Origin of the sequence: Rhodoferax sp., assembly GCF_028688795.1 — a bacterium.
GTDB lineage: Bacteria > Pseudomonadota > Gammaproteobacteria > Burkholderiales > Burkholderiaceae_C > Rhodoferax.
Genome location: NZ_JAQTXM010000014.1, coordinates 1 through 24389 on the forward strand (window position 1 = coordinate 1; position 24389 = coordinate 24389).

Annotated in this window: 24 protein-coding genes and 1 pseudogene; 10 read left to right on the plus strand and 15 right to left on the minus strand. The window is 50.7% G+C overall.

Annotated features, from left to right (window positions below; translation table 11 throughout):
- The first annotated feature begins 510 nt into the window (after positions 1-510).
- From PHQ58_RS11670 to PHQ58_RS11680, 3 genes are all read left to right on the plus strand, one after another.
- Entirely contained in the window at positions 511-1542 is a 1032-nt protein-coding gene (locus tag PHQ58_RS11670) for an IS30 family transposase (RefSeq protein WP_300111173.1), read from the plus strand.
- A 185-nt stretch (positions 1543-1727) separates the two neighbouring features.
- Positions 1728-2303, plus strand: coding sequence for a carboxymuconolactone decarboxylase family protein (locus tag PHQ58_RS11675; RefSeq protein WP_300111174.1), 576 nt, complete (start codon positions 1728-1730; stop codon positions 2301-2303).
- 7 nt (positions 2304-2310) lie between these two features.
- A complete protein-coding gene (locus PHQ58_RS11680; protein WP_300111175.1) occupies positions 2311-2442 on the plus strand; it encodes a hypothetical protein in 132 nt (43 codons plus the stop codon).
- 441 nt (positions 2443-2883) lie between these two features.
- Here the strand turns inward: PHQ58_RS11680 and PHQ58_RS11685 are convergent, their stop codons facing one another.
- Entirely contained in the window at positions 2884-3108 is a 225-nt protein-coding gene (locus PHQ58_RS11685) for a zinc ribbon domain-containing protein (RefSeq protein ID WP_300111176.1), read from the minus strand.
- Between the two features lie 825 nt (positions 3109-3933).
- Between PHQ58_RS11685 and PHQ58_RS11690 the strand changes: the two genes are divergently transcribed.
- A complete protein-coding gene (locus tag PHQ58_RS11690) occupies positions 3934-4644 on the plus strand; it encodes a hypothetical protein (protein WP_300111177.1) in 711 nt (236 codons plus the stop codon).
- 64 nt (positions 4645-4708) lie between these two features.
- Positions 4709-5389 carry a hypothetical protein gene (locus tag PHQ58_RS11695; RefSeq protein WP_300111178.1) on the plus strand — a complete coding sequence of 227 codons (681 nt, stop codon included), beginning with the start codon at positions 4709-4711 and terminating at the stop codon, positions 5387-5389.
- Between the two features lie 514 nt (positions 5390-5903).
- Here PHQ58_RS11695 and PHQ58_RS11700 read toward each other — a convergent pair.
- The 8 genes from PHQ58_RS11700 to PHQ58_RS11735 all read right to left on the minus strand — a co-directional run bounded on the left by PHQ58_RS11700 (position 5904) and on the right by PHQ58_RS11735 (position 11077).
- Positions 5904-6497, minus strand: coding sequence for an HAD domain-containing protein (locus tag PHQ58_RS11700; RefSeq protein ID WP_300111179.1), 594 nt, complete (start codon positions 6495-6497; stop codon positions 5904-5906).
- 2 nt (positions 6498-6499) lie between these two features.
- The gene (locus PHQ58_RS11705; RefSeq protein ID WP_300111180.1) at positions 6500-7300 is read right to left on the minus strand and encodes a metallophosphoesterase; all 801 of its coding nucleotides are present in this window, start codon (positions 7298-7300) and stop codon (positions 6500-6502) included.
- Complete coding sequence (locus tag PHQ58_RS11710; RefSeq protein ID WP_300111181.1) at positions 7300-8112, minus strand: metallophosphoesterase; 813 nt, start codon at positions 8110-8112, stop codon at positions 7300-7302. The genes PHQ58_RS11705 and PHQ58_RS11710 overlap by 1 nt, the downstream gene beginning before the upstream one ends.
- Positions 8113-8508: 396 nt before the next feature.
- Positions 8509-9258: a metallophosphoesterase gene (locus tag PHQ58_RS11715; RefSeq protein WP_300111182.1), complete on the minus strand. Its 750-nt coding sequence runs from the start codon at positions 9256-9258 to the stop codon at positions 8509-8511.
- An 8-nt stretch (positions 9259-9266) separates the two neighbouring features.
- Positions 9267-9728, minus strand: coding sequence for an HAD domain-containing protein (locus PHQ58_RS11720; protein ID WP_300111183.1), 462 nt, complete (start codon positions 9726-9728; stop codon positions 9267-9269).
- Positions 9725-10216 carry a hypothetical protein gene (locus tag PHQ58_RS11725; protein WP_300111184.1) on the minus strand — a complete coding sequence of 164 codons (492 nt, stop codon included), beginning with the start codon at positions 10214-10216 and terminating at the stop codon, positions 9725-9727. Before PHQ58_RS11725 ends, PHQ58_RS11720 begins: the two co-directional genes overlap by 4 nt.
- 13 nt (positions 10217-10229) lie before the next feature.
- Positions 10230-10616 carry a hypothetical protein gene (locus PHQ58_RS11730; RefSeq protein WP_300111185.1) on the minus strand — a complete coding sequence of 129 codons (387 nt, stop codon included), beginning with the start codon at positions 10614-10616 and terminating at the stop codon, positions 10230-10232.
- 26 nt (positions 10617-10642) lie between these two features.
- Positions 10643-11077, minus strand: a complete 435-nt coding sequence (locus tag PHQ58_RS11735) for a hypothetical protein (protein WP_300111186.1) — start codon at positions 11075-11077, stop codon at positions 10643-10645.
- 496 nt (positions 11078-11573) lie between these two features.
- On the opposite strand from PHQ58_RS11735, the gene PHQ58_RS11740 reads away from it, so the two are divergent.
- Positions 11574-11885, plus strand: coding sequence for a helix-turn-helix domain-containing protein (locus PHQ58_RS11740; protein WP_300111187.1), 312 nt, complete (start codon positions 11574-11576; stop codon positions 11883-11885).
- A gap of 181 nt (positions 11886-12066) precedes the next feature.
- Here PHQ58_RS11740 and PHQ58_RS11745 read toward each other — a convergent pair whose 3' ends face one another.
- On the minus strand, positions 12067-12552 hold the full coding sequence (locus PHQ58_RS11745) for an RES family NAD+ phosphorylase (RefSeq protein ID WP_300111188.1): 486 nt from the start codon (positions 12550-12552) through the stop codon (positions 12067-12069).
- 229 nt (positions 12553-12781) lie between these two features.
- On the opposite strand from PHQ58_RS11745, the gene PHQ58_RS11750 reads away from it, so the two are divergent.
- The 4 genes and pseudogenes from PHQ58_RS11750 to PHQ58_RS11765 all read left to right on the plus strand — a co-directional run bounded on the left by PHQ58_RS11750 (position 12782) and on the right by PHQ58_RS11765 (position 14049).
- Complete coding sequence (locus PHQ58_RS11750) at positions 12782-12928, plus strand: hypothetical protein (protein WP_300111189.1); 147 nt, start codon at positions 12782-12784, stop codon at positions 12926-12928.
- A gap of 2 nt (positions 12929-12930) precedes the next feature.
- Positions 12931-13215 (plus strand): hypothetical protein, encoded by a 285-nt coding sequence (locus PHQ58_RS11755; RefSeq protein ID WP_300111190.1) that lies wholly within the window; start codon positions 12931-12933, stop codon positions 13213-13215.
- 221 nt (positions 13216-13436) lie between these two features.
- Positions 13437-13778: pseudogene (locus PHQ58_RS11760) on the plus strand (hemolysin III family protein); the annotation flags it as partial.
- 49 nt (positions 13779-13827) lie between these two features.
- Complete coding sequence (locus PHQ58_RS11765) at positions 13828-14049, plus strand: TIGR02450 family Trp-rich protein (RefSeq protein ID WP_300111191.1); 222 nt, start codon at positions 13828-13830, stop codon at positions 14047-14049.
- Between the two features lie 229 nt (positions 14050-14278).
- Here PHQ58_RS11765 and PHQ58_RS11770 read toward each other — a convergent pair whose 3' ends face one another.
- The 5 genes from PHQ58_RS11770 to PHQ58_RS11790 all read right to left on the minus strand — a co-directional run bounded on the left by PHQ58_RS11770 (position 14279) and on the right by PHQ58_RS11790 (position 24291).
- Positions 14279-15457 (minus strand): tyrosine-type recombinase/integrase, encoded by a 1179-nt coding sequence (locus tag PHQ58_RS11770; protein ID WP_300111192.1) that lies wholly within the window; start codon positions 15455-15457, stop codon positions 14279-14281.
- A gap of 2364 nt (positions 15458-17821) precedes the next feature.
- Entirely contained in the window at positions 17822-19114 is a 1293-nt protein-coding gene (locus PHQ58_RS11775) for an HD domain-containing phosphohydrolase (RefSeq protein WP_300111193.1), read from the minus strand.
- 27 nt (positions 19115-19141) lie between these two features.
- Positions 19142-19552, minus strand: coding sequence for a hemerythrin domain-containing protein (locus tag PHQ58_RS11780; RefSeq protein ID WP_300111194.1), 411 nt, complete (start codon positions 19550-19552; stop codon positions 19142-19144).
- Between the two features lie 607 nt (positions 19553-20159).
- Positions 20160-23339, minus strand: a complete 3180-nt coding sequence (locus PHQ58_RS11785; RefSeq protein ID WP_300111195.1) for an EAL domain-containing protein — start codon at positions 23337-23339, stop codon at positions 20160-20162.
- 508 nt (positions 23340-23847) lie between these two features.
- Entirely contained in the window at positions 23848-24291 is a 444-nt protein-coding gene (locus PHQ58_RS11790; protein WP_300111196.1) for a helix-turn-helix domain-containing protein, read from the minus strand.
- Positions 24292-24389 lie beyond the last annotated feature (98 nt).

The window sequence follows — 24389 nt, forward strand, 5'->3', positions numbered from 1 at the left end:
CACTCCAACAACTGCGGCACTCCCCGCGGTTTCCTCCCCCGAGGCTTGTACGACGCCTGCCCTTAGGTTTACGTGAACTCATCCACGCCAGTGCTCACGGGCAGGCATCCTACAAACCTTAACTTTACCGGAAGAAGAAACACAGGCTCCAGTGCTCCATTTTTGTGCCACCTGCATCACTTTGTGTGACCATTTCTGGGGTGCGACATTCTCTGCGGGTGCTCACTCAACGACCATCATTCAGCGTGATCACGCCAGGTCTTGAAAGTGGTGCCAGAAATTGCAGGCACCGCACCAACTGCGATTGGGCATCCCTCCCGCTGAAACGATCCAGCAAGCTCATTGGCAACGCGGCATGCTCGATTGGCGGCATAAAACGGCCTCTGCCTAAATTCCAGAATGGGGTTGCCACGAATATCTCGCGCCACCAGTGCCGCCATCCCATACGCAGATGGCCCGCTCAAAAGCGAAGTGCAACACCCCTGAGACTAAACCCAGTAAGGTGTAAACATGAAGCTACAAAACCATTACCGACAGATTGACTACCAGGAGCGGGAAACCATCTCTCTGGGCGTTGAGACAGGTCTGAGCATCCGGGCAATTGCCCGGATGCTCAGCCGCGCACCGTCCAGCATCAGCCGTGAGATTGAACGCAACGCAGGAGGCTCGGGCTATAGTTGTCGCTACGCCCAGCAGCGCCGCGAACGCAGGCGCAGTCATGCCAGGCCCGCGGCTAAGCTGGCAGCAGGTAACGCCCTGTTCAATGTGATCACACCCTTACTGCGCCAGCACTGGTCACCCCAGCAAATTGCCTCTCACCTGGCTAAACTGCACCCCAGTGAGCCTGCCAAACGCGCCTCACACGAAACCATCTACAACGTCATCTACGCCCAACCCAGAGGGGAGCTGCGCAAAGAACTCATTGCCTGCTTGCGCATGGCGCGTGCCAAACGCTGGCCACGCTCCAAGGGCGAAGATCGGCGCGGCCAGATCGCTGATTTGCTGAGCATTCATGTGCGAGCGCCCGAGATTGAAGACAGGCAGTTTCCCGGCCACTGGGAGGGTGATCTGATCAAGGGCGCGCTCAATGCTAGCGCCGTTGGCACACTGGTGGAGCGCACCACAAGGTTGCTGATGCTGGTCAAGCTGCCTCATCCACATCCAGCCAGTGCGGCGCATGTGCTGCAAGCATTTACTGACAAGCTTATTGGCATTGCCCAGCCCATGCGCAAGACCTTGACGTACGACCGGGGCAAGGAGATGGCCTATCACCGGGAGTTAACCCAAGCCACGGGCATGGCGGTGTATTTCTGCGATCCTCACAGTCCATGGCAACGTGGCACTAACGAGAACACAAATGGGCTGGTGCGCCAGTACTTGCCAAAGGGAACTGATCTGTCAGGCTATACCCAGGAGCAGCTTGATGCGATCGCTGATGAGATGAACAACCGGCCTCGCAAAACGCTGGGCTGGGAATCGCCCATTGCGGTCTACCGACAGTGGCTGGCCAAGCTTGAGCAGCCCGCTGAGTCCATCCAATAGACTACGATGTGTTGCACTTGGATTTGAGCGCGCCGATTCATAAACGTGCTGTGCATGCTTCTATTTTCAACAGTGAGTGCGTGCAGCGGCAGCGGAGACGAAGGTACCGTTGCCCAGTTTGGAGCGATGTCTACAGCCCGATAGCAGCGACAATCCACACCCAGCCTCTCTCCTCCTGATCCGCCATGGCCAATCGACTCACTGAACTTTCCGATCGCGACTTTCCCTGGTACATACGCTTGGTATTCGCCTATCAGACGCGCAAGTATGGCCAAGTCCTCTCGCCGATGTGGGCGTGGGGGCGGCAGCCGGCGATCATGTTTGTCTTTCTGCTCCTGATCGGGCGCTTCAACCGGCTGGCCTCTCCCAGCGGGCTGCTGCGCACCCTGATGAGCGTGCGCATTTCGCAAATCAACCATTGCGATTTCTGCGTGGACTTCAACGCCCACAACTTCCTGGCCGCGCACGGCGCACACGAGAAGATCGACTTCATCGACCGCTGGTCTGAACACCCCGAGGTGTTCAGCGAGGAGGAGCGCGCGGCGCTGGCCTACGCCGAGGCGGTGACGCTGAACGACGACGCCGGCACCGACCGCGCGATGGCCGAACTGAAACGCTTTTTCAAGGACGACGCGATCGTCGCCATTACGGCGTGGGTCGGCGTGCAGAACCTGTCGAGCAAATTTAACGACGCGCTGGCCATTCCGCCGCAGGGCTTCTGTCGCATCCAACCCAATCCGCCCCGTTCTTCCAACGATTGACCCCGCCATGCGATTCATCCGCGAGCTTCCGTTTTCGATTCTGATCATCGTCACCGTGCTGATGCTTGGCGCGCCCTTCGTGCCCGAGCCGCATCTGGTGGAAAAGGCACGCATGCTGGCCAACGGCACGCTCACCTAGCCGCTCGACATCTTCGACGTGGTCTGGCACCTCTTGCCGGCTGCGCTCCTGGTCTGGAAGGCGGTGCTCTGGCGGCGCGATCGTGCGGCCGCCACGGTGGTGAAGGTTTAATCCCCGCCCGACACCACGAGATAACCCCGGTTCTCCAGCGTGTCGAAGGTGCGCATTGCGGCAATCAGCGTCGGGGCCGGGATCCACACCCATGTCGTGAATCCTTTCTCTCACCGAGTCAAATGATTTGAATGACCACTGTCTGGAAATTTGGCGGTCGGCTTTGGGTCTGTTGCGGGAAAAAAAATACAGGCTCCAGCGTCCCGTTTTGATGTCAAGCAGCAACTTGTTGAACCCTCCAGCAATCTTGAACGCCATGGTGCCACTTGTTGCGCACATTGGATGCATGTGCCCTCGCCTGCCAATTTTTCCAGACTGACCGTGGCCACCTCAAGCAAAAGCACACCCACCCGGACCACCCGAGTTCGGACAACCTCCGCAGGGACTCGCGGGCATTGACACAGCGGCAGGCATTGACGCTGTCGTTCCAAAGACAGACAACAATTTGTCAAGTTTTTGGGAATGACAGCCAGGGCATTCAGGGACTGTGCTTGAACGAACAAGTGCCTCAAACTCGTGACCGCAGTCTTTACAGGCATATTCATAAATTGGCATAGCAATTCCTTCTGTATGGGGGAAATTATCAACGCAAGCCGATGCGTAGCCCGGTTCAACTTGGACACCCTGGTGCAACCTCCCCCCATTGCCCACGCATCTTGATCACATCCATCATGAACACCACCACGAGAGTTGACCGTGCTCAATCTCGCTGGTCGATACCAAGTTCAAAGGGCACGCTGGTCTCCCTGGTGACCCCAACTCACGCCCTCAGGTCATTCAAGCCTCATTGAAGGCATCAAGCAGATGAAGGCGTGGATCACAACTACTGAGTTGTTGATGGGTTCAACGCGCACTGTGCATGGACAGTCCAATCAATATCAGCGAATACCTGCCACGCAGCATCGGCGTTGCAGTTGGGTATTGCAGTTGTCAAAACGTCCACTGAAATAAAACCAATCCATGCACGCTCAGTGCAAGCAATGGTGCTGTCCGTTGGCTCAATGTTTGAGTATTTATTGAATACCATCCCAGAGGACAAAAATCCTTCTTTTTTGAGAAGAAATCGTCTAAATCCTATGAAAGTTAAAAATAACTACGCTGCAAATCATCGAAAGAGATTGCCTTTTTATTTAAAAATGACATCAGACGTCTCGGATCCACAACATAATCTTTAGATACAAATTTTTTGTATATCTTTTACATATGTCACCAGTTTTCCACTAAGTGATTGATTTTAATAACATTTAATTATAAATATACACCTTAAATGATAGCAAAATTTATTTGCATATATAAATATTCTAGTATTTTGATACTTGACACCTATACAAACCAGAAAAGCATTATTAGAATTTAGTCACTTAACAAACAAAGGAAAGTATGAAACAAGCTTTAATAGGACTAACCGGAAATGAAACTCGTCCGTATTGTGGGGATGATCTGGACTCCTTCAAAAAACAATACGGATTAACCACGTCTGAACTTGCAGTTATTTTCGGTCAACCAAGTAGCAGTTCCGCGCTAAAAAGAGTGATTGAATGTAGTGAAGAGGTGTTGTCGCCAACCATTCAACTCCTTATGCGCTTATATATACGCTTTCCAGACACCATTCCTCTCCCAGAGAGATTGACAGTATCTACATTCTTTGAAGACTGCCTCGGTGGAGAAACATTTGTTGCCACGCGATTTCGAGGAATTCTATTCGGCGTGGATAGAAACAGTGGTTACAACTGGGGAAAAGATGCCACACCAATGAGTCAGGTGAGAGCGATCATGTTTGCGGCTAAAAAACTCAAGGAACACAACGGTCTAACACAGGAAGCATTGCTACAACACTTGCTTGATAATTTTAATATGACGACGGCATCCCTCAACGTAAACCCTTTAAAAACTGGAAGTTGGGGTCGGAAAAATACTGCCAATGAGTCGCTCAATTTATCAATTAAAGATGTATGCGATAAAGCTGTCAAGAATCGTGGCCGAAGGGTTACGATTTCCAATATTTCAAAACTTTTACCTAATCAAATTCACGAATTGTCTAAAAATATAAAAGTCAAATTACACAAGGAAATCGATCATCATCAGATTTGATTTCCGACACACATCTCTTTCAACAAGTTATTTAGTTATTTCAATTTTACAAGGAAAATTTAATATGAAAACTCCATTTAAAAACCAATCATGCTCAACCGCATCTTGCACAACCGTATCCTGCGTTCAGTGGACTCAAAAAGGATCTTCACTTGATCAACATTTGAAGTCCGGTCAACTGGCCGGTTTCGAAAACAATTTTCAAGATAGCACAGACCATCTTTCATCGATGTACGTTGGGCTGACGGGGAATCATCGTTTTAAGGTCATCAAGTGGCTTCGGGAACAGGCAAATAAGTTGAGCTTGGATCAACATGTCACAGAAGTCAAAATCATGTTGAAACACACTTATCGGGATCGAATCAATGGTACAGATGAGAAAGGTTTCGCAACGAATGAATATGACTTGACCAAAGCTACCTGTTCTTTGAAAGATAAAATTACTTCAGCATGGTCCAGCGTAGTGATTAAAAACCAGTCGTTTGATGCAAATGACAAAATTGGGTTACTCACAGCCGCATTGTCAGGAAATATCAGCGAATTTATTCCTATTTCATCAATCTTATTTGCACAAACCGTTGAAAAAATGCACTCAGAGTTTAAGAATGCGAACGTGATATTTTTCCCGGCTTTTCCAATTGAGCACGATGAGTGGAAAGACAATCCAGCCAAGCTTGTTGCCTTTAGCAAAGATGTGATTGTCGATGTCAAGTATACCGGTGCCGACACTTGTGCTTATAACTAGAAATTTTTCAAAATTGGCACCCAATCAACAAACCCTGAATCCTCGGGGGTCGTCGACTTTGGGTGGCCATCGGTGATGGTGTCTGAACAGACTGCCAAGCAGTGTGAGTGTCACGACCTCCCCAGTTGGTGACTTCTCAATCGAAGACAGGCCCGCGTCACATCTTTGTGCTGCAAAACGCAATCGGAATTCATCAGCCAAACCGTGATTGCAATTTCTGCCATCAGACCGTCGCCTTGTTCGCCAGCCAGCAGATAAATACGACCTGAACTCGTTGTGGCTTGCATGCGAGTCAAGTCGCAATTCACGAGTTCTGTCGTGACTCGACCGCTGGTTTGAGGTGTGCTGCCTGTCAAGTGCAGCGTTCGCCTAGCCCTTCCGTTTCCGTTGCTATCAAGGTTCCAAACCCGCATGATGCGCCAGTTGGTCAGTACAGTTGCAGGCTCTGTCTCCACGCTTGGACTTGGCCGATCAACGATGAAGCCCACTGATTTTGAATTTTGGTCGCTTCTGTTCATCCAATCACCGTCTTGAGTTTGGCTTCCAAGCTTTTGATGGATGCCTCAACGAGCGAAGATGACTGATCAGCCCTACACATGACCGCCAGTTTTTCTGAAATTTCCACCATCACAGCAGGATCGCTGATGCCCGCAAACTCATGGGTTTTGACATATTTGTCCAGACACCATTTCGGCCAATGCAGCCAGTCATCGTCCAGGGCGATCCAGTCTTTGGGTTTGCGCCGCACGACATCACCCCAGACCTGCATGCCGCGTGGTGCAGCAATAAATTCGGTCTTGTTCATGCGTGAATGAAACGTTGCACCGATCACCCTCTGCTGCAATGATTGGGGTAGGCGTTTTGCTGCACCAGTGCAGCCATAACTTCGCACCCAAGAGGTACTCAGAACAATCAAAATTTGAGGATAAGGTACCAGCAATTTTTCAAGCAGCGGAGCATGCTGAAATAGGCTGTATCCGGGTGGTGCCTTGAGGTAGGGTCCACGCTTGGGGAGCCAAAGGCAATTTTCATGGTGAAGCACGCCGTCAAAATCCAGATACATGATGAGTTCACCAGCACCTTTTGGCACTTTCTGCGGGGGCCACATGGTCAGACCTCCACCTTGAAAGCTGGATTGAACTTCGGGTTTTCGAATCCACCGTTTTTATGCATGTAGCCACGTGGATTGCACACGATCCGGGTTCCGTTGACGTTGTAGTCCACACTGTGGTGCATGTGCCCGTGAATCCACAGTCCAGCTTTGCCCATCAATCGCGTCAGATCGCTGGCATACACCGCTGAAAGCATGTCTTTTGCGAAATGTATTGGCACCGAATTTGGGTGCGGCGCATGGTGCGTGACCACGACCGTCTTTTGCGGGCTATCCCCTTTTTCCAGCTTCTTTGTTAACCATTCGACGCTGCCCTGGTGGCGCATCGCCGCCATTTCTGGCGTCAAATATTTCGAATGTGCCCAATGAAACTCGGCATACCGCGACAAACTGATGCAATGAAAGTCGTTCATTTGGGCTTTGGCCACCCGCATAGCAATGGTTTTTTTGTCTGCGCCAAACAGTTCAAAATCTGTCCAAAGGCTGCAACCCAGGAACCGCACACCTGCCAGATCAATGCCATCGGCTTCCAGAAACTCGATGTCGTATTTCTGGGCAGCGTCGCGCATGTCGTCAACGTGCCTGAACCAGTGCTTGTCGTAAAACTCGTGATTGCCTGCCACCATGACAATAGGTTTATCAGGAAACGCCTCACGCGCCCAACGAAAGCCGCTTAATCCATCATCGATGTCACCAGCCAAGACAACTACATCAGCATGCTCGTCTATGCGTTTGCCATCCGTCACCACCGGAAACGTTCGGTGCGACAGGTGCAGGTCGCTGAGGACAAGGATTTGCATCAAATGGACACTAGCAAATTTGGATCAAATGCCAGGTTTTCAAACTCGTAATCGTTCAAATCCGATGCAAAATTCCTGTTGAGCACGTAACCAGATGGGTTTGCCACGACTCTGCAGCGCCCAACAGAATAGTCGAAGCTGTCGTGCACATGTCCGTGCAGCCACAGGTCAACATTTGGCATCAAATCAGAAAGGTCGCTTACAAATGCGGCATTCAGATGATTGCCTAAATAACGAGGGTGAACTGACAGTGGATGTGGCGCATGGTGCGACACGACTACTGTCTTGCCATCGAATGGCTTTGCCAATTCCGTCTCAAGCCATGCTCGGGCAATTTCATGGCGGTCCAATGCATCTTGCGGAGTGAATTCATGTCTGCCGGTTCGAATTCGATAATGGTCGTTGAGCCGTGTGCCGCAATATTCCATCAACTGTGACTGTGTTCGGTTTGAACGTAAGCGATAGTCAGTCCATAACGTTGCGCCCAAAAACCTGACGCCTTCAATCACAACGGCATCGTTTTCTAGAAAATGGATGTTGTTGAGCGCAGCACCTTTACGGAGCTTGTCGTAAATTGGGTCAATAGGATGACCATAAAAATCATGATTGCCAGCTACATAAATAACGGGTGCACGCTTTTCTGATGGCCAATCCGAAAACAGCGAGCAAGCATAAGTACCGTCTGCAATGTCGCCAGCAAGCACCAGCACATCAGCGCCGGGCACTGGTCCGATGATGCGAACTGGCTGATCTTGGCTATCAATTCGATTGATAAGCTCCAGGTGCAGGTCACTGGCGAGTTGAATTTTCATAACATGCTTGCGCTCATGGTTGAGACCTTTTCCTGTCCCGCATCCGCATCAGTGCCCTAGTTTGGTCAGCGTGTTGTGTTGATTGATTTGCCCTGAGCCATTGCTGAAAAATCCAGGCAGCATCACCATCCCGTCCTGGTCGCCCTAATGCATAGACACGTCCAGACTTGGTTGCGGCTCGCATTCGGACAACATCCAGCGAAACAATGTTTGTTGACACCCTACCCTCGCCACCAGCACGTCCTATCAAATGCCGAGAGAACATGCCGCCGTTGTCGCGTACTTTGATTAATTGCCAGTGCGATAAGGAGGTCTGCGGCTGAGATAGAACAGAGTCAATCATGTGCACATATCCAGGAACAAAAATCAGGCTAGCGTTAATTTTTGTGTCCACCATCACCAGCCCTTAGGTCCCGAATGAATGAGGTGTCCAAGCCCATTCTTGATGCTGCAATAGCCCACCGCCTTGGCATCAAATCCCATTTTGTCGCGCACCAGGGCGTATTCTTCGCTGCGATCATCATGTTGGTGTCCATGAAAGCTGCGAACCACCCGCATTGATCGAGCTAATTCATCAATGGCTTCAAAGCCGTAGGGATGGCAGGATGGCGCTTCGTGCGTCACCAAAATGTCGGCACGTTGCTTGGACAAATGCTCGAAATCATTCGGATAAATGGCGGCATGCAACGATGGATTTGGACGCTGCCCATCCCGCCATTTGTAAGGACCGCGATTCATCGCCTTGTCTTTGCTCTGAAAACTGGCTTGAGCAGGAGGGCTCCAAATACGACCCATGAAGTTACCGCCCAAGCCAGCCACTTTCACGCCATCCAGGTCAATCACTTGCCCATGTAGGGCGACAGCATCACCGGATTCGTGGAGCATCTGCCAGTGCTCGTAGGTGTCGGCATCGTGATTTCCGTAGATAAAGGCGATTTTGGTATCAGAAAAATTTCGACGCAAAGGCTCCAAAATTTCGGCAAACGGCTTGTGATCAATATCAATATCGCCGAGAAAAATCAGCCATCGCGGACTCTCAGGTGCATCAAGCAAGGCTTTCGCGATGTGCTTGAACTCTCCGTGCACGTCCCCCAAAAACCAAAGGCGACTCAGCGCCAGAGCATGCTCGGTGTCGAAGGCTTGCATATTTCGGTTCATATCAGCCTCGCTCGGATCATGTCGCGCAGAGATTGTTTGTCGTGTTCAACAAAACCGCTTGCTGCCGATGTCACCAACAGATTAGGGCAATCTGGTTCAAACCACTTTGGATAGTCATCAACGGCAATCCACACGGCGTCAGGGCTTGCGTTTTCACGCATCCACAGTTCAATTTCCCGCTGCCGCTCGAAATCAGTAGTCACAGGATTAGACAGATGATTGAGTGCTGGATCGTAAAACTTCGTTGTACCAATTACACACAGGCTAATGTCTTCAGAAAACATACGTTTTAAACTCATTAAATCGTAATGCTCACGCCAACTCGAACTGATCACAATTTGCACAGATGGGAATTCGCGCAAAACATCTTCGATGAGCGGTAGCTGACAAAATGCATTCCCCCGATAGGGTTGAGGATGCATCACACCGTCAAAATCGAGAAACAAACAAAGCTTCATTCGTCTTCCGCCTTCGGCCAGATATCAAGATCACCACCTCCGGCTTGCAGTTTTGCATGCATGTCGCAAAGCATCAGAACATATCCCTCGTGCTGGTCAATTTTTCCGGGCGCACCGCACACGATGCAGTGGCCACGTGTTTTGCCCTCTGCGGCATCAATCAGTTCAGAGATCTGATCAAAAAGTGCTTGCGGTTGACCTTTGGAACTTGGTGGACTTGTTTCGTATGAAACAACTTTTTTAGTAGAAATTAAATCGACTCGCACTGAATCCTGTTTTCCTTTGATAGACCAGTAATATCTGGCACTGCCAAATTTCTCCTTTAACTGAATCCAGTGAAAACCACGTTTATTTTCACCCAAGAGTGAATCAATTTTTTTGCATAACTCGCTAAATTCTGGCAACCATCCATTCGCAATGCTAAAACCTAAATTTTTACCTTTAAATTGGTAGGGATAAAGTTGCTTGATTTCTTTGAGTGTTTTCATGTGGCTTCCATATTTAGTGAATTAAGCGTGGTTTTTCATCATCCTGATCTGATTTGCTCTGATGGTCATCGGAGAAGACAAAATTTGGAATATCCCTTATTTCAATGCAAGTTCGATCATCATCATATGCACTGGCATAGGCTCGCTTGAGTAACTGCATTTGCTCTCGCGCAGTCAGATGAGCAAGCAATTTTGAGATATTTGACGGAACCGGTTTCATTTCAGGAATATTTAAATCTTGAAAAACACTCTCAGAAATATATTTAGGAACTTGAAGTGCCTGTTGGCCTAAAGGCGACTGGATAAAAAATTCAATGAACCATGAGCGTAGCGAGGCCGGGACGCGGATTGCATCATCGGCGGTGGCAATCCAGATCACAAAGCTCGCATCAAAGGTCAATTCAACACTCAAATCAGTTAATTAATTTACATTTCAGTTATTATTTTTAGAATATCAGGAAAATATGGAGAAACTTCAGATGAGTCCGAGTAATTTTCAATTACACCAAATTTTGCGAATTTTCTTCGAGCTTCTTCATAGTAAGGAATTTGTACCCTTCTAATGAAATCGACGAATTCATCTATGTTGAGAATGACTTTAGACGAACCTTGGCAAGTTATTTTTTTTATTGGCCCAATACTCAAAAATGAAGTTAGATACACCAACCCATTTACCCCAAGAAAATGATTTAAGGCGGTTGATGATAAATATGATTTTGAATCGCACTTGATTTGATGAATAATTTTAAAATCAAAACATTTTAATTCGTCATTTGTGTTCCAGATAACATATCCATCAGATACATTTTCAATAATGTATCCGCAGACATCGCAGTACCAATATTCAGGAGGTTTATCCATTTTTCTTTCTCTAATGATGCGGGCTAATATTCAAGGCTCAAGGCTCAAGGCTCAAGGCTCAAGGCTCAAGGCTCAATATTATTTAGTCTGAGTTTATGTATCTAATTTATTACTTAATTAATTCAGCACTGAAATGCAAATTAACATCTACTCACCATTAATGCCTCACTCAAAATCCCAAAGCCGTTTTTATATTTATAAAGCTGAAATTCTGATTCACTCCCTGAGACCTGATATTTGTTCTCCCGGATTTGAATTCACATATTTCAAGAGCGCCACTCAAATCGTCGTTATCACTTTCTGCTGTCCACACTTTTGCAACAGGGTCCGCGAACCAATTCATTGAGCCATTGATAGCAACGGCGCTCTTCGTTGTCGCTTGTTTGCTTTCTCGAATGCATTTCAGATGCGTTGCAGGTCAAAAACATCGCGATCATCCTCAAAATGAATCCTATAGATTGTAGCTCTATGGGGCTCATAGTGCATTAATTGCGACATGAACCAACACACTTCACCTCAAAACAATTTTTCAGCAGCACTCAGGCTGTGTAGAAAGGCGTGCAACGTTAGTCAGGAAGCCTTCGGCGTCGTTTCAAGCCGCACCTATGTCAGTTCGCTCGAACGTGGCATCAAGCAACCCACGCTGAACAAAGTCGATGAACTGGCTGGTGTCCTGGGAGTTCATCCTCTTACCTTGCTGGCAATTTCTTATTTGGACAGCGTTGACCCCAGCGCTCAGCAAGCCCTAATGAACGAGGTCTCAGGTGAGTTGACCCGAGTTCTGGCTCAATCAGCCACCATCGAATGAACATAAGGTCAGTTTTTTGGCCAGGAACTTGTGTTGTCCAGATGTCCGGGCTGCCTGCACGCCACAACTGTGGCGCTACCTTTGCCGCCAGAATTGCGCTCAATCAGAAGATCATTCACAACGTTCACAGTAGCGACATGAGCACTACAGTCACACGCGCAAAGCAAGGCCAAAACAAGGGCTACTTGCGATCAAACAAGCGTTGATCCCATATGACCATTTGACTCTGAGAAACAAGAAGCGCTACTGCAGACGGATGCTGTGGATTGACAACCGCCGTCCCTTCCAGCTTCGGGGCGACGGACGGCACGACCAACACCACACTTCTACGCGCGTTGAGCCAATGATCGCCAAAACGGCGGGTGATTGATGGGTCATCACCATCCCAGGCAGGTGGCAGCGACATTGAAACATGACGTTCAACGGGTAGATTTTTGGGAACGTCTGCCACGACGTAGCCATGGGTTCTGGGAATGCGACCAATTTTGGCGTGCACCAGTATTTCCAGCATCGAACAGGCGTAACTTAACGCGCCAGAGATCGCAGGTCGCGCTGGGCTGTTCCATCGCCCAGTCAACCTTTGTGGCTGGTACCGAAAGGCTGCGGCAGAGTCAAACTTATCAACCGCTTTGACCAGCAGCCACAACCACTGCCATAATCCGCTCATCCCCGATTCGCGGGGCTGGTGCCGAAAACACCGTTAATGGACAAGTGGTCTATACCGCCACCGTAAGCGCGGTTTCTTTACGCCCGAAATTTTCCGTTTTGGACGTGGAGGTGTTGCCTATCCGTAAGGACGGCAGCATGGCTTGTCCCATGTTTTCGACGCCTTCACGTCCATTCCTTGTGCCCGAAAAGCGCCTGGAATGGTTTTAAGTCTCGACAAGGAGCAAACCATGACCCACGTCATCCCCCTGGCCAGCATGCGTGCTGGTTTTCATTTGCATTCGCCTGCCCCCTCCCCTGTAATCCACTCCCAAGCCTTTGATGCCATCAAGCGGCGACAACCTACCCGTGATCACTTCACCACGAAGGGGAAATGATCATGTCCGACATTCCTTCCGAACCGCTTCGCCTGGATGCTTTTCAAAGCGACAACTGGTCAAGCAGCACAACCCCTGTTGCGATCCTGAACACCGAATCCACGCTTCATCAACGCATCGCTTATTGCTGGGGATTGGCAAATCAGCTTCATATCTTTTCAGACTTTCTGGTTCAGCATGAGAATTCTGAAATTCGACAGGTTGCGCAGCAGTATTTAAGTCAATTGCAACCACTGGTGAACTTGCTTAACAAATTAGGCACTGACACACGACCAGCAGAAGCTTAAAGAGACGAGACAGGCTCCTGGGCTTTCTGTTTCAACCGCCGTTTGTTTGTAGAGCCTCCCATGTAATGGTGTGAACGGGCTGAGGGAGTAAGCCTTGTCCTTATCCGGCGCATTTAGCAGACAAGCAAGCAATGGCTCAACCTTGAGGGTTCTGTTTCAAACAGAACCCTTTTTTAGATGCAAACGAAAAAATAGAGATATTTAATCTGGAGTGAGGTTTCGCGCTGCGCGGTGCTTGGGTCTGGAGCCTGTTTGGGATGGTGTTGTCACTGGCGGCCGTTGGCATCACGCTGAAGGCATTGGACAGGCTGACACATCCGTGTCTGTCAACCGGGCTGTACCTGGCCATGGGCTGGCTGGTAGTTGTTGCTGCCGTTCCCTTGCTTGAGCGGGTGCCCCTGCCTGGCGTGATGTGGTTGGTGGCGGGTGGACTGGCGTACACGATGGGAGTGGTTTTCTTTGTCTTTGACTCACGCATCCGTTACTCGCACGCGGTGTGGCATGGCTTTGTTGCGATGGGCACCGCCTGCCACTTTGTGGCTGTGCAAAGCTACGCCGCTTGAAACACGTCGTCGCCAGATGCCCACTGGAAATCAACCCACTCACGCCCAGATGATTTCAATACAGCCAAAGAAATTGCTTCTCTCGAAATGGACTGCCATTGCACCTCTGTCCAAAGAAAAACACTTTTTGGTCACAAAGGTGGTGCCACCGGAACTTGAGGGCGGCCGGGTCGAATGGATTGACCTGGAAGCTGTGCAATCCAAGGCTACACGGCGCATGCTATGGAAAGAGCTGAGGGACAGCACCCAATCGGTGCGGGGATGGGTTTAGAACATTTGGTCGGATGCGCGCTTGCCGCAATCGCGCCGGATTAACTCAAATCGACCGATAAGGGTTCCCGTAAACATGTCGCACTTTTGCGAGACCGTCTGAACTTGAACCCAGATGAGTGACGACTGAACCGATCGCAACGTCTTTCCTCACCTACGAGCTTGCAAGAAACCTGAAAGCGCAGAGTGGCATTTAGACAACAGCGAGATGACAAAGACCATCGGTTTTTTTATCGATTTATTGACGCCTCGGTTTGAGCAGGTCTCGTTGTGGCATCGGAGACAACGGTGATGACTGGTGTCATGGTTTTCTTAACAAAATCTTCTGGCATGACCGCAGTTTTTGCAGCTTCACGTCTCGCTGCAATTTTCGTGTTGTGTCCCATTACTCTGGGATTTTGATTTAGTGTCGCAACACTTGCATGACCCATGGATTTAGCAACATCAACTTTGGAAAAACCTGCTGACTTCAAGTTGGCTGCAAATTGATGACGAAAACTGTAGGGCGTTATGCCCTTGCTCTCGCCAAAGTATTGAACCTGGGCAATGCGCAATGCATTTGCACAAAGCGTGACGTACACCTTGCGAAAGTTACTACCTGCCTTGCTTGTCCTCGCGTATGCCTTCCATTGCACGATCGATTCAATTTGTTGGCGCACTGCTTGCACGGCGATGGCATCACTTACCAAAAGTTCTCTCTTATCGCTGCCAGCCTTGCCATTTGTATTTTTTGCGTTCACCACAATGAGATTGATTTTTTTTCCGTCTTCTTCAATCCTTGCGTGTTCCCATTCGCAGGGACGAAGCCCGGTGTACATGGTTGCCCAACACAACTTCAAGGCACGTCTTTGCCATTCACTTCCAGTGAGCTTGATGTACTGGTCGATCCTATACAGCAATTCTGCGTCAACAAATTTGACTTTTGCGCTGCTTGATTTTGCAGACAATTCATTTGAGCGTTGTGCAGCCGATTTACCGACGTTGGATAAAGCTGCAGACCATTTGAGTGTTTTTATCTCAAAAAGTGCTTCTTCAATGACGGCCAGGTTATCGCGCAATTTTTCAGCCTGAATCAGGTCTGTGTTGTTCTCCAGGGCTTGCGTGTAAAAGGTCAGAGCACGCTGCAGGAGGTTGCAAAAACTTGCTCTTGCAAACCGCCATGAGTTGGCTCGGTAGGTGACGCGAACTGATTCAACCCAGCGTTTGATGTCTTCGCAAGTGATGCCTTCGGTCGTTTCCAGACCGTTGTACTTGCCAATGTTTTTGAGTGTGCTTTTTACGAAGTCGAAGTAGGCTTGTTCCGTCTCATCCGTGCGAGTCGGTTCGAGCTTGATTCTGCCACCACTTTGCTCTTTAATTGATAGCGACTTTGGCTTTACACCTTCGAGTTGTTCCCAATTGATCTGCATAACCTAGTTACCCCACTTTTTTCGCACATTCTAGAAGTTATTAAACGAAAAGATGTATCTAACAATACAAAAAAATAACCGTTAATAAACAAAAAACACAAGGCTATAACAGCATTTTTAATATTTTAAAACAAAAACAGCAGTCTGATAACGAAGCATCACCTTTATAACATTAGCATCAATTTCAACAGCTAAACAAAAAACACTGCTTTAAAACAATATAAATTTTGTTAACAAACAAGCAAAATTGGTTGTTTAAACACAATTTTTTAGACTATAAAAACGCTTAGACCGTTTCCATCTACAAACAAAACTTGTATTAAATAACAAAAAATAACAATTGGTAATAAAAAAGCAACTATATAAACAAAAAATTCTGTTTTTAAATACGACCATTTAACGAAATTTACTGTTGTAAAACACAATAAATTTTGTGAATTTTAACACAATAACAAAACATTAAAGTTTGTTAACGCCACAAATTCTTTAGTTGTATATCAGATAAATTTAGTCTTAAGCATCATGACAATGGAAGATGCGCCTAGGAATTTTTTGAAGATGAGCGGACATATTTTTCGACCGCCTGAGCGGATTACCTCGACGTATACACACTTTTGTCGCGCCAGTGGGCAACCGATCTGCAGGCTTTCGCATCAAAACGCGAGCATGATTTGCAAGCACGGTGATCACTAAAGTTGAGGTAAGTTGCTAACGCTGAGTATGTGTATCGCCTAGTCCGGGCTAAGTCAATGATGACTCTGATCTGAGTGCCCGCGTAGTGCGAAATCTGATGGAGCAACACTCAGTCAACAGTTTTGTGCAAGTCCTCTTGTAGCCTTCAATTAGTGTCTCAGGGATCTATTGGCGCAAATTCAGTAACGTAAATCTTGCATGCGGTACGGTTGCGACGGAGTCATTGCGCAGTCAAACCCACAGTGATTTAGACAACTGGTCGGCAATCTTTTATCTGCGCTATTGTCTCGCCTGATGATGCTCGCATGACCTGGCGAAGTTGAAATTTCTGCAACCGATGCACGCCAGATGTTGTTCAAAGCAATATCAAAATTGGTAAACAGGTAGACATTTCTAGAGTGAGCGCTTTGTCAGTGATGAGTCTGATCAAAGTGACTTCGAGTTAAAAGTTCGACCGTTGTGCAATCAGTGGCAAGCCATTGCTGTGATGGAAATGCGAATTCTTGTGCATCTGTGGATCAGCATAGAAAGGACCGAATCCGTGCAGGTCCTGATGATTTTTCTTATCCGTTTCGCTGCAAATTTTCAATGAAAGTTGCATTGAGATGCTCACATAGTGATAGAAGTCGATAGCTAACCAGAAGCACAAAGCCAACTAAATTCGTGGTGAAAACATGTAACCTTTTGGCAAGTGTCCGACTAAAAAAATTGCCACCGTGAAGTTAGCGGGTACTCACAATGAGTAAATTTGAAGAGCGAAATCGCATGATGCCGTGAGTTTAGTGGGAGACCTTTGTGATTTCGAGGGGAAGCCTTCGAAGTAGCCTTAAACCGCGAGGTGGGTCAGTGGAATTGGAGACGACGACCCCGACAATGCGCCAGAGTTTTTGTTGCGACAAATGCAGACGGCGAACAACTCCAGAGCCGGTGCGCTTTCTCGGGCGACGGGTCTTTCCTGGGTTCATTTTGCTTTTTGCTGAGTGGCATGCAGTCCGGCGTTACGGAAATTCTGTTTAACGAATTGCAGTTGCACCTGGGGGTGGCACGCCGGACATTGCATCGATGGCGGCACTGGTGGCGTGAAATATTCGTGGCAACCCCATTCTGGAATTTAGGCAGAGGTCGTTTTATGCCACCAATCGAGCATGCAGCGTAGCCAAATAGCCTACTTGAGCGTTTTAGCGGTATGGATGCCCATTCGAAGTTGGTGCAGTGCCTTCAATTTCTGGCGTCCCTTTCAAAGCCAGGTTTTTTTTCACCCACGATGATGGTCGATGAGCACCCGCAGAGAATCGTCGCAACTCAGAAATGTTCTCAGAAGGTGATGCTGGCGATGTCAAAAACGTCGCACTGGAGCCTCTGTTTGTACTTCCGGATCAGACCCATACCCGACGCTCACCGGAGTCGCATGGAAACCACCGAAAAGTGGGAAAGCTGACCTTCAATTTCGCCGGAAGCAGTCGCTCGCCGCAAGTGTCAAAACTTTGGAAGCAGTCGGCCAAACGGGGATGCCAGTTCTCCTGGCTATCCGGCTCTTGGGCAGCGATACCAGTCGTTCGCGACCGGCAACTTCCCGATGGTCCGTTTCAACACCAGTCAGATGCCGTCAGTGGACTACATGAAAGCGCCCTTAAGCAAAGTCTTGACATATTCAAACCAATCCGTGTTGGCCTACGCTGGCGAAGCCGCATGCGTCTGCTGGGACTGGTGTCGAATGTGATGAATCTGTTCAAAATCACCGCGCAACGCCGCCACCACATCCCCATCGATGGCCCCATCGGCGACCAGTTTGTCGAGCACCGCCAGACACTGCGCGCGCGCCATGCCGCTGCGATAGGGACGGTTTTCGGTGATTGCGGTAAACACATCCGCCACCGCGACGATGCGTGAACCGAGGGTGAGTTCACGTGAGCGGAACGGGTAGCCCTTCCCATCAAGACGTTCATGGTGTTGCGAGGCCCAGGTGTTGACGGTTTCCAGGCCGGGCACCGTCGACAGAATCCGATGTGTGTAGTAGGGATGCTGGCGAATGATGAACATCTCAGCCGGTGTCAGCGGGCCGGGCTTGTCGAGGATCTCGGTCGGCACGGCAAGTTTCCCGATGTCGTGCAGGTTGCCTGCCACCCCGATCAAGCGTGTTTGGTGCGGCGACATGCCAAGACGCGTGGCCAGTTCCTCGCTGGTGGCGGCGACCCCGCTCGAATGGGCCGCAGTGAAGGGGCTGCGGTAGTCAATGATCTTGCCAAAGACTCTGGCCAGTTGGTAAAGGCCATCCAGATCAAGGCTGAGTTTCGAGTTGCCGAAGCGGCATCTGACGATTTCTTCCTTGTGGGGGCTGGTCAGATCGAGCCAGAAGGACTCTTTCTCTGACATGCCGTCAAACGCGGCGGCCACCTTCGGCATGAAGCAGCGCCCGCTCTCGGCGGCAATCGCCATGCGAATGCCCTGAACCTGCGCCAGAACATGGTGGCCGTCCTCCGGCATGACCGAAATGCGATCCGCCAGACGCAGAATGTGGCTGATCAGCGGCACCGGCTCGCCCTCAAATTCGGCACCATAGCCAAAGTTCCAGTTCACGTGGTGGAAACGAATCGCAGCGGCCGCGTTGGCGAATGGTGAAAATTCGCGCAACAACAGGTAGCCTTCTTGTCCATGCTGATGCAAATTCGCAGGCATCTGCTTGTGGCTGGTGTGAGCGCGGGTCAAGGCATCATCGAACAAGTCGAAGTGCATGACGGATGACACGGCCGCCACGTCGTGCAAGGCACCGGCAATCAGCGCATCGTCAATCTCGTTCTGACTCAGGTCAAGCTCTTCGGCCAGGCAGGATGCCACGTAGGCGACACGCAGATGGTGTTCAGAAATCTTCGGGTGAAGGAAGTCAATCGCCCTGGAAAAGCAGAGCACCATGCTGAAAAGCGCGATGTCAAGCTCTTCCGATGGCCCGCGTGTAGTCATCGCCATGGGGGATGTCCAGAATCCGCCAACGCGTCAAAGGGCTTCAATGGCCGGATAGAACACCGTGTCTTCTTTGTGCATCCGGGCATACACGGTCTTGAGAACCGAATTGGCATCCTTGCGGAACCCCTCCGGTTCTCGGGCCACGTTGTCTGCCTGATTCCATCGTGCGGCAAAGCCCATGTAGGCCGACGCAATGGCACCCATGTCGTCCTGAAATTTCGTGCCCATGCGCGCCAGCACGGCGTTGTTGCTGTTGCGTAAAGCCGGGTACAGCACCTGGTCTTCCACCGCAAGATGCAGTTTGATGACCCCACTCATGGCGATGATGAGTCGGGCGATTTCTTCGGCGTTCTCACTGACCCCCGCCTGGCTGGCTTGTCTGAGTGCGGCAATACAGCCGAGGATGTCAAGGTGTTGACGTTTGAATTTGTCGATGTTCATGAGAGCGTTTTTTGAGGTGCATGGTGCCAAAGACGATTCAAGGTTTGACACTGAAGGCATTTTTAATAGATTCATGTAATATGAATCTATTGGAGCACATGCCGCATGGAACCACAAGAAATTTCAAGAATCACCGTGCTCGGTAGATGGGTAAGCGAAGTCATCGGCCCGCCCGCACCGCAAATGGGTAGCCGGTGCCAATGTCGGGTTCGGGGGAAACAGTTGGGTAAGTCGGCGGTCGGCCTTGGGTCTTGAAGAGTCACAGGTCTGGAGGTTGGCCTGTTTCACGGGCGGCCGACTGTTCAAGACCCATAGCCGACGGCCACGACCGGCAGGTTACCGGTTGCCCAGTTCGTCGGCGGTCAGGCGCCATTCATGACGGGCTTCAACGTGCCCTTACCTGACCCTCACCGGATCCGCACGGACAACGCCGAAAAGTGGGAAAGCTGACCTTTAATTCCGCCGACAGCAGTCGCTCACCGTCAGTGCCAAAACCTTGGCGGCTGTCGGCCAAACGGCGGTGCCATTTTTCTTGGCTGTCCGGCTCCTGGACAGGCCAATTCCGTGATCTCAATTACCGCGTAGCTGCAGGGGTGATCCTAAGTCGCTAGAACTGTTTCCAGACCTCAGATTGAAGCCATCTCATGCACCAGGATGGATATTCATCAGCTGCCATGGGCTTGGCTATGCCGTAGCCTTGTGCATAGCGACACCCCATACTTCGCAACGTAACGCAGTGCTTAAGCGACTCCACGCCCTCGGCAATCACCCGACGATCAAAGGCCAGAGCCAACTCGATGACGCTGCGAACAATGCTGAGATCATTAGGATCGCTCAGCATGTCGCGGACAAAGCTCTGATCAATCTTCAGGGTGTTCAAGGGCAACTTACGCAAGTAGGTCAATGATGAGTAACCCGTGCCAAAGTCGTCGAGAGAAAATCGTACACCCAGTTTTTTGCAGCGCTGGAGTATTTCGACAGCCGCCTGCATATCACCGATGGCCGCCGTTTCCAGCACCTCGAGTTCGAGATAAGCCGGATTGACGCCTCCGTGCAGGGTCAAAGCCCGCTCCAGTCGCGCAGAGAAATTTGCCTGCAGCAGGTGGTTGGCACTGATATTGACGCTGACCTTCATCGCAAGACCGCCCCTGAGCCAGGCTTCGATCTGGTTCAGAGCGGTGTCGATGACCCACTCTCCGAAAAGCTGCTCGTGAATTCCACCGCGCAGGTACGGGAGGAAATCGCTTGGCGGCAGCAGCCCGCGCTCGGGATGCTGCCAACGGATCAGGGCTTCCGCACCGATCACCTCGCCGCTGACCAGATCGACCTGCGGCTGGTAATGCAGCACAAACTCATTGCGATCCAGGGCGCGCTGCATTTCCTCGAAGTACTCGAGGTGGTGCTGTGTTTTCCGGTCGATCTCCGTATCGAACATCTGATACCGATTCTTGCCCGCTTGCTTGGCCAGGTACATGGCCTGATCCGCGTGGCGCAACAGTGTGTCGGGATACGAATGGTCGGCCGGGTAGAAGCTGACACCGATGCTGACTGTAATATTGAACACATGCCCGCCTGCATTGATCGGCCGGTTCACAGTTTCCAGTACCCGGTCGAGAATCAGCGTGCATTCGTCAAGCGATTTCACTTCGGAAAGTAGCAGCACGAACTCGTCGCCACCCAGGCGCGACAAGGTGTCTTCAGGGCGCAGGATGGTTTTCAGGTGCTCCGCAACACCTCGCAACAACTGGTCGCCGACGGTGTGCCCGAACTGGTCATTGATATGCTTGAAGCCATCGAGGTCGAGGAAGCAGACCACACACAGTTTTCCACTTCGCTCGGACCGAAGGATGGTTTGTGTCAACCGGTCAGACAGCAGACGGCGATTGGGCAAGTCGGTCAGGGCATCGTAGTTGGCAACCCGCGCAAGTTCCGCTTCATGCTCCTTTATCTGCGTGATGTCAGCGAATACGCTGACGTAGTGCAGGACTTGCCCATATGCGTCGCGAATCGCTGAAATCGACTGCAGTGTCGCATAGAGCTCGCCTGTCTTGCGTCGGTTCCATATCTCTCCATGCCAGAAGTCATGCTCGTTAAGCGACGCCCAGAGTGCCTGGTAAAAACTGGGGTCATGACGGCCCGATGAGAGCATGCGCGGCGAGCGCTCAATGACGTCGGACAGTTCGTAGCCGGTGATCCGCGTGAACGCAGGGTTCACCTTTGTAATCAGTCCCTCGGCGTTCGTCACCATGATCCCCTCGTAGCTACTTTCGAATACGGCCACCGCTTCGCGCTGCGCCTGTTCAAGCTGCCGGCGCTGGGTCACATCGGTGTGGGTTCCCGACATCATTAAAGGGGTTCCATTGTCGGTGCGCGTCACGACCCGACCACGCGTCAGGATCCAGCGCCATCCACCATCCTTGGTCCGGGCGCGAAACTCGACTTCATGGTTAGCGGAATGTCCGCTAAGGTGACGCTCAATCGACGCCAGCGCAAGCGGCAAATCTTCAGGATGCACCAGTTCGGGCCAGTGCGCAGTGTCGACCCGCATTTCGCCTGGCGCATAACCCAGCATTGTTTCCCATCGCGCGCTGACCTGAAACGTATTAGTCGTCAGGTTCCAGTCCCAATAGCCCTGGTCTGTGCCTTCGAGCACACGCGACAACTGCTGTTCGCTCGCGCGCAGTTGCGCGGTCCTCTCAATCACGCGCTGCTCCAGTAGTTCGCTCTGATTGCTGATCGCCTTTTGCACCTCACGTTCCGCGCTCACATCACGAAAGACCAGCACCACACCATTTAGCCGTCCGGTTGCGTCACGAATTGGCGCGGCACTATCGGAAATGGGGTGCTCGCTGCCGTCGCGGGCGATCAGCACGGTGTGATTGGAAAGCTCCTGAATCTCACCGGTTTCGAGCACTTTGGCCACCGGCACCAAGGCGGGTGCACGCGTCTGCTCATGAACAAGGCGAAAGACTTCTTCGATCGGTCGACCTATGGCATCGACCAAGCGCCACCCAGTCAGCTTCTCCGACACCGAGTTCATGCGCGTCAGTCGTCCTTCGGTATCGGTCGCAATAACGCCGTCGCCAATCGAAAGCAGGGTTGTGGCGAGGCTTTCTTCGCTTATTCTGAGCGCACGCTGGCTGGCTTCGGTCTTGCGAAACTGGCGCCGGATCAACTCATAGGTGGTAGCAAGCAACACTAACAGCAAAAAGCTAAACAACGATCCGGTGGCAACCATGACCTGCTGCGCGCGCACCTGCTCGGCGCTGCGACGCGCCAATAAGCCTCGCTCCCAATTTTCCATTTCACTCAAAAGGCGATAGGAACGCTCGCGCGTCTCCTTCAATGGAGCACTGGCAACAAAAGCGCTCGCCGCTTCCTGGCCCTGTGTCTTGCGCAGCAGTTCGACATGTCTTGAGATGACCAGTCGCTCATCGATTACCTCGCGCAGGCGCTTCCAGCGTTCCTGTTGAACGGCATCGTCAGCAGTCAGGGTCTTGACCGCAGCGAGGGCAACTTCACGAGAATCAATTGCCACATTGCGCTCTGCCAGACGTGCTGGATCACCCGAAATCCTGAAGCTCTGTGTCGTGAATTCAATTTGTAGGGTGTCTCCCTGCGTGCGGGCGACCCTATCAATGACTTCATGGGTACGCGTTACCGCACTCGCGGCCTGCGCAGCATCATCCACCAACTTCCAAGTGATAAGCGCCAACACAACAACCACCACCACGGCGGCGGTAAACGCTGTCAGGACTTTTGCTTCAAAACTCGAACGAGTGACCAAATTCAGACTCCCGACACGGTGACGACCAACGAAAAAGCAATTTTCCACCCCCAGATTCCTTAGCTGCATGATCAGCTTGTGGCGGGCATTGCGCAAATGGCTGCTTCGGCTATGTATCTTAAAGAGACCCTCACAATTGCCGGAGTCAGATTGTCAAAATTGAACGTCATGAATGGAGTAAATCCTAGACCCGGTACGCAGCATAACCCGACGTTCTAGGCGAGTCATGAATTTATGTCGAGTTCTCCAGACTGGTCACTCCAGATGCCGGTCCAGTTTGGGCATTTTTCGACCCATCGAACTCGGGAGAAATCGTTCAACCAAGGATGACGGTTTTCTTGGCTGAAAGGCTTTTGAGCAGCGTTATGCACAGTTTTCCTCGGCACACAAGTCGGCGGATGGCATCAAAAAATTCTTGCAGTTAATGCGCTGGCAGACCGGTGATGCAAGAATTAATAGGTGCCTGTTCTCAGCCGGTTGGCTGGCTGTCGGATGGACAACGCACAGATCAGAAAGCGTCATGCTGGAATGCTCTGACATCGGGAACGATGAAACTGCGCTTGAGGGAAAGGAGCTCCTGCCGGTGCAGGCGTGCCAGTTTGTCCAGCAGTAGTTCGCCCTTTTCCAGCAGATGAATCTCGATCTGACGGCGGTCTGCAGCGGAGCGTCGACGCTCGACGTATCCCTGTTTCTCGCAACGGGAGATCAGCGCTACCACACCGTGCTGTTGTGCTTGCAGTCGCTCGGACAGTTCGCCTACCGTGGCCCATTCGCGCGCCGGATAGCCCTTAATGTGGAGCAGCAACAGATACTGCAAAGGCGTAACCCCATGGCTGCGCGTAACCTCCTCACTGAAGCGCTCGAAGCGGCGAATCTGATAACGGAAATCGGCAAGAACTTCGAAATCGCGTTTGATTAGAGGATCTGTCGTGAGCTTTTTTGATGAAATCATGAATGAAATGGTGAAACACCAACTGATGGCTGCTTGAAGGTGAGCGCTTTGTTGGACTGACTAAGCTTGCGCAAAGCAATTGATCCTAACGTGATGTA

What these genes read in the sequence shown, in the direction of transcription:
- PHQ58_RS11765 (WP_300111191.1), top strand. Translation starts at nt 13,828, where the DNA reads ATGATTTCAATACAGCCAAAGAAATTGCTTCTCTCGAAATGGACTGCC.
- PHQ58_RS11670 (WP_300111173.1), top strand. Translation starts at nt 511, where the DNA reads ATGAAGCTACAAAACCATTACCGACAGATTGACTACCAGGAGCGGGAA.
- PHQ58_RS11755 (WP_300111190.1), top strand. Translation starts at nt 12,931, where the DNA reads ATGTCCGACATTCCTTCCGAACCGCTTCGCCTGGATGCTTTTCAAAGC.
- PHQ58_RS11720 (WP_300111183.1), bottom strand. Translation starts at nt 9,728, where the DNA reads ATGAAGCTTTGTTTGTTTCTCGATTTTGACGGTGTGATGCATCCTCAA.
- PHQ58_RS11775 (WP_300111193.1), bottom strand. Translation starts at nt 19,114, where the DNA reads ATGGCGATGACTACACGCGGGCCATCGGAAGAGCTTGACATCGCGCTT.
- PHQ58_RS11750 (WP_300111189.1), top strand. Translation starts at nt 12,782, where the DNA reads ATGACCCACGTCATCCCCCTGGCCAGCATGCGTGCTGGTTTTCATTTG.
- PHQ58_RS11735 (WP_300111186.1), bottom strand. Translation starts at nt 11,077, where the DNA reads ATGGATAAACCTCCTGAATATTGGTACTGCGATGTCTGCGGATACATT.
- PHQ58_RS11770 (WP_300111192.1), bottom strand. Translation starts at nt 15,457, where the DNA reads ATGCAGATCAATTGGGAACAACTCGAAGGTGTAAAGCCAAAGTCGCTA.
- PHQ58_RS11740 (WP_300111187.1), top strand. Translation starts at nt 11,574, where the DNA reads ATGAACCAACACACTTCACCTCAAAACAATTTTTCAGCAGCACTCAGG.
- PHQ58_RS11675 (WP_300111174.1), top strand. Translation starts at nt 1,728, where the DNA reads ATGGCCAATCGACTCACTGAACTTTCCGATCGCGACTTTCCCTGGTAC.
- PHQ58_RS11690 (WP_300111177.1), top strand. Translation starts at nt 3,934, where the DNA reads ATGAAACAAGCTTTAATAGGACTAACCGGAAATGAAACTCGTCCGTAT.
- PHQ58_RS11745 (WP_300111188.1), bottom strand. Translation starts at nt 12,552, where the DNA reads ATGAGCGGATTATGGCAGTGGTTGTGGCTGCTGGTCAAAGCGGTTGAT.
- PHQ58_RS11715 (WP_300111182.1), bottom strand. Translation starts at nt 9,258, where the DNA reads ATGCAAGCCTTCGACACCGAGCATGCTCTGGCGCTGAGTCGCCTTTGG.
- PHQ58_RS11725 (WP_300111184.1), bottom strand. Translation starts at nt 10,216, where the DNA reads ATGAAAACACTCAAAGAAATCAAGCAACTTTATCCCTACCAATTTAAA.
- PHQ58_RS11680 (WP_300111175.1), top strand. Translation starts at nt 2,311, where the DNA reads ATGCGATTCATCCGCGAGCTTCCGTTTTCGATTCTGATCATCGTCACC.
- PHQ58_RS11780 (WP_300111194.1), bottom strand. Translation starts at nt 19,552, where the DNA reads ATGAACATCGACAAATTCAAACGTCAACACCTTGACATCCTCGGCTGT.
- PHQ58_RS11685 (WP_300111176.1), bottom strand. Translation starts at nt 3,108, where the DNA reads ATGCCAATTTATGAATATGCCTGTAAAGACTGCGGTCACGAGTTTGAG.
- PHQ58_RS11705 (WP_300111180.1), bottom strand. Translation starts at nt 7,300, where the DNA reads ATGCAAATCCTTGTCCTCAGCGACCTGCACCTGTCGCACCGAACGTTT.
- PHQ58_RS11695 (WP_300111178.1), top strand. Translation starts at nt 4,709, where the DNA reads ATGAAAACTCCATTTAAAAACCAATCATGCTCAACCGCATCTTGCACA.
- PHQ58_RS11710 (WP_300111181.1), bottom strand. Translation starts at nt 8,112, where the DNA reads ATGAAAATTCAACTCGCCAGTGACCTGCACCTGGAGCTTATCAATCGA.
- PHQ58_RS11700 (WP_300111179.1), bottom strand. Translation starts at nt 6,497, where the DNA reads ATGTGGCCCCCGCAGAAAGTGCCAAAAGGTGCTGGTGAACTCATCATG.
- PHQ58_RS11790 (WP_300111196.1), bottom strand. Translation starts at nt 24,291, where the DNA reads ATGATTTCATCAAAAAAGCTCACGACAGATCCTCTAATCAAACGCGAT.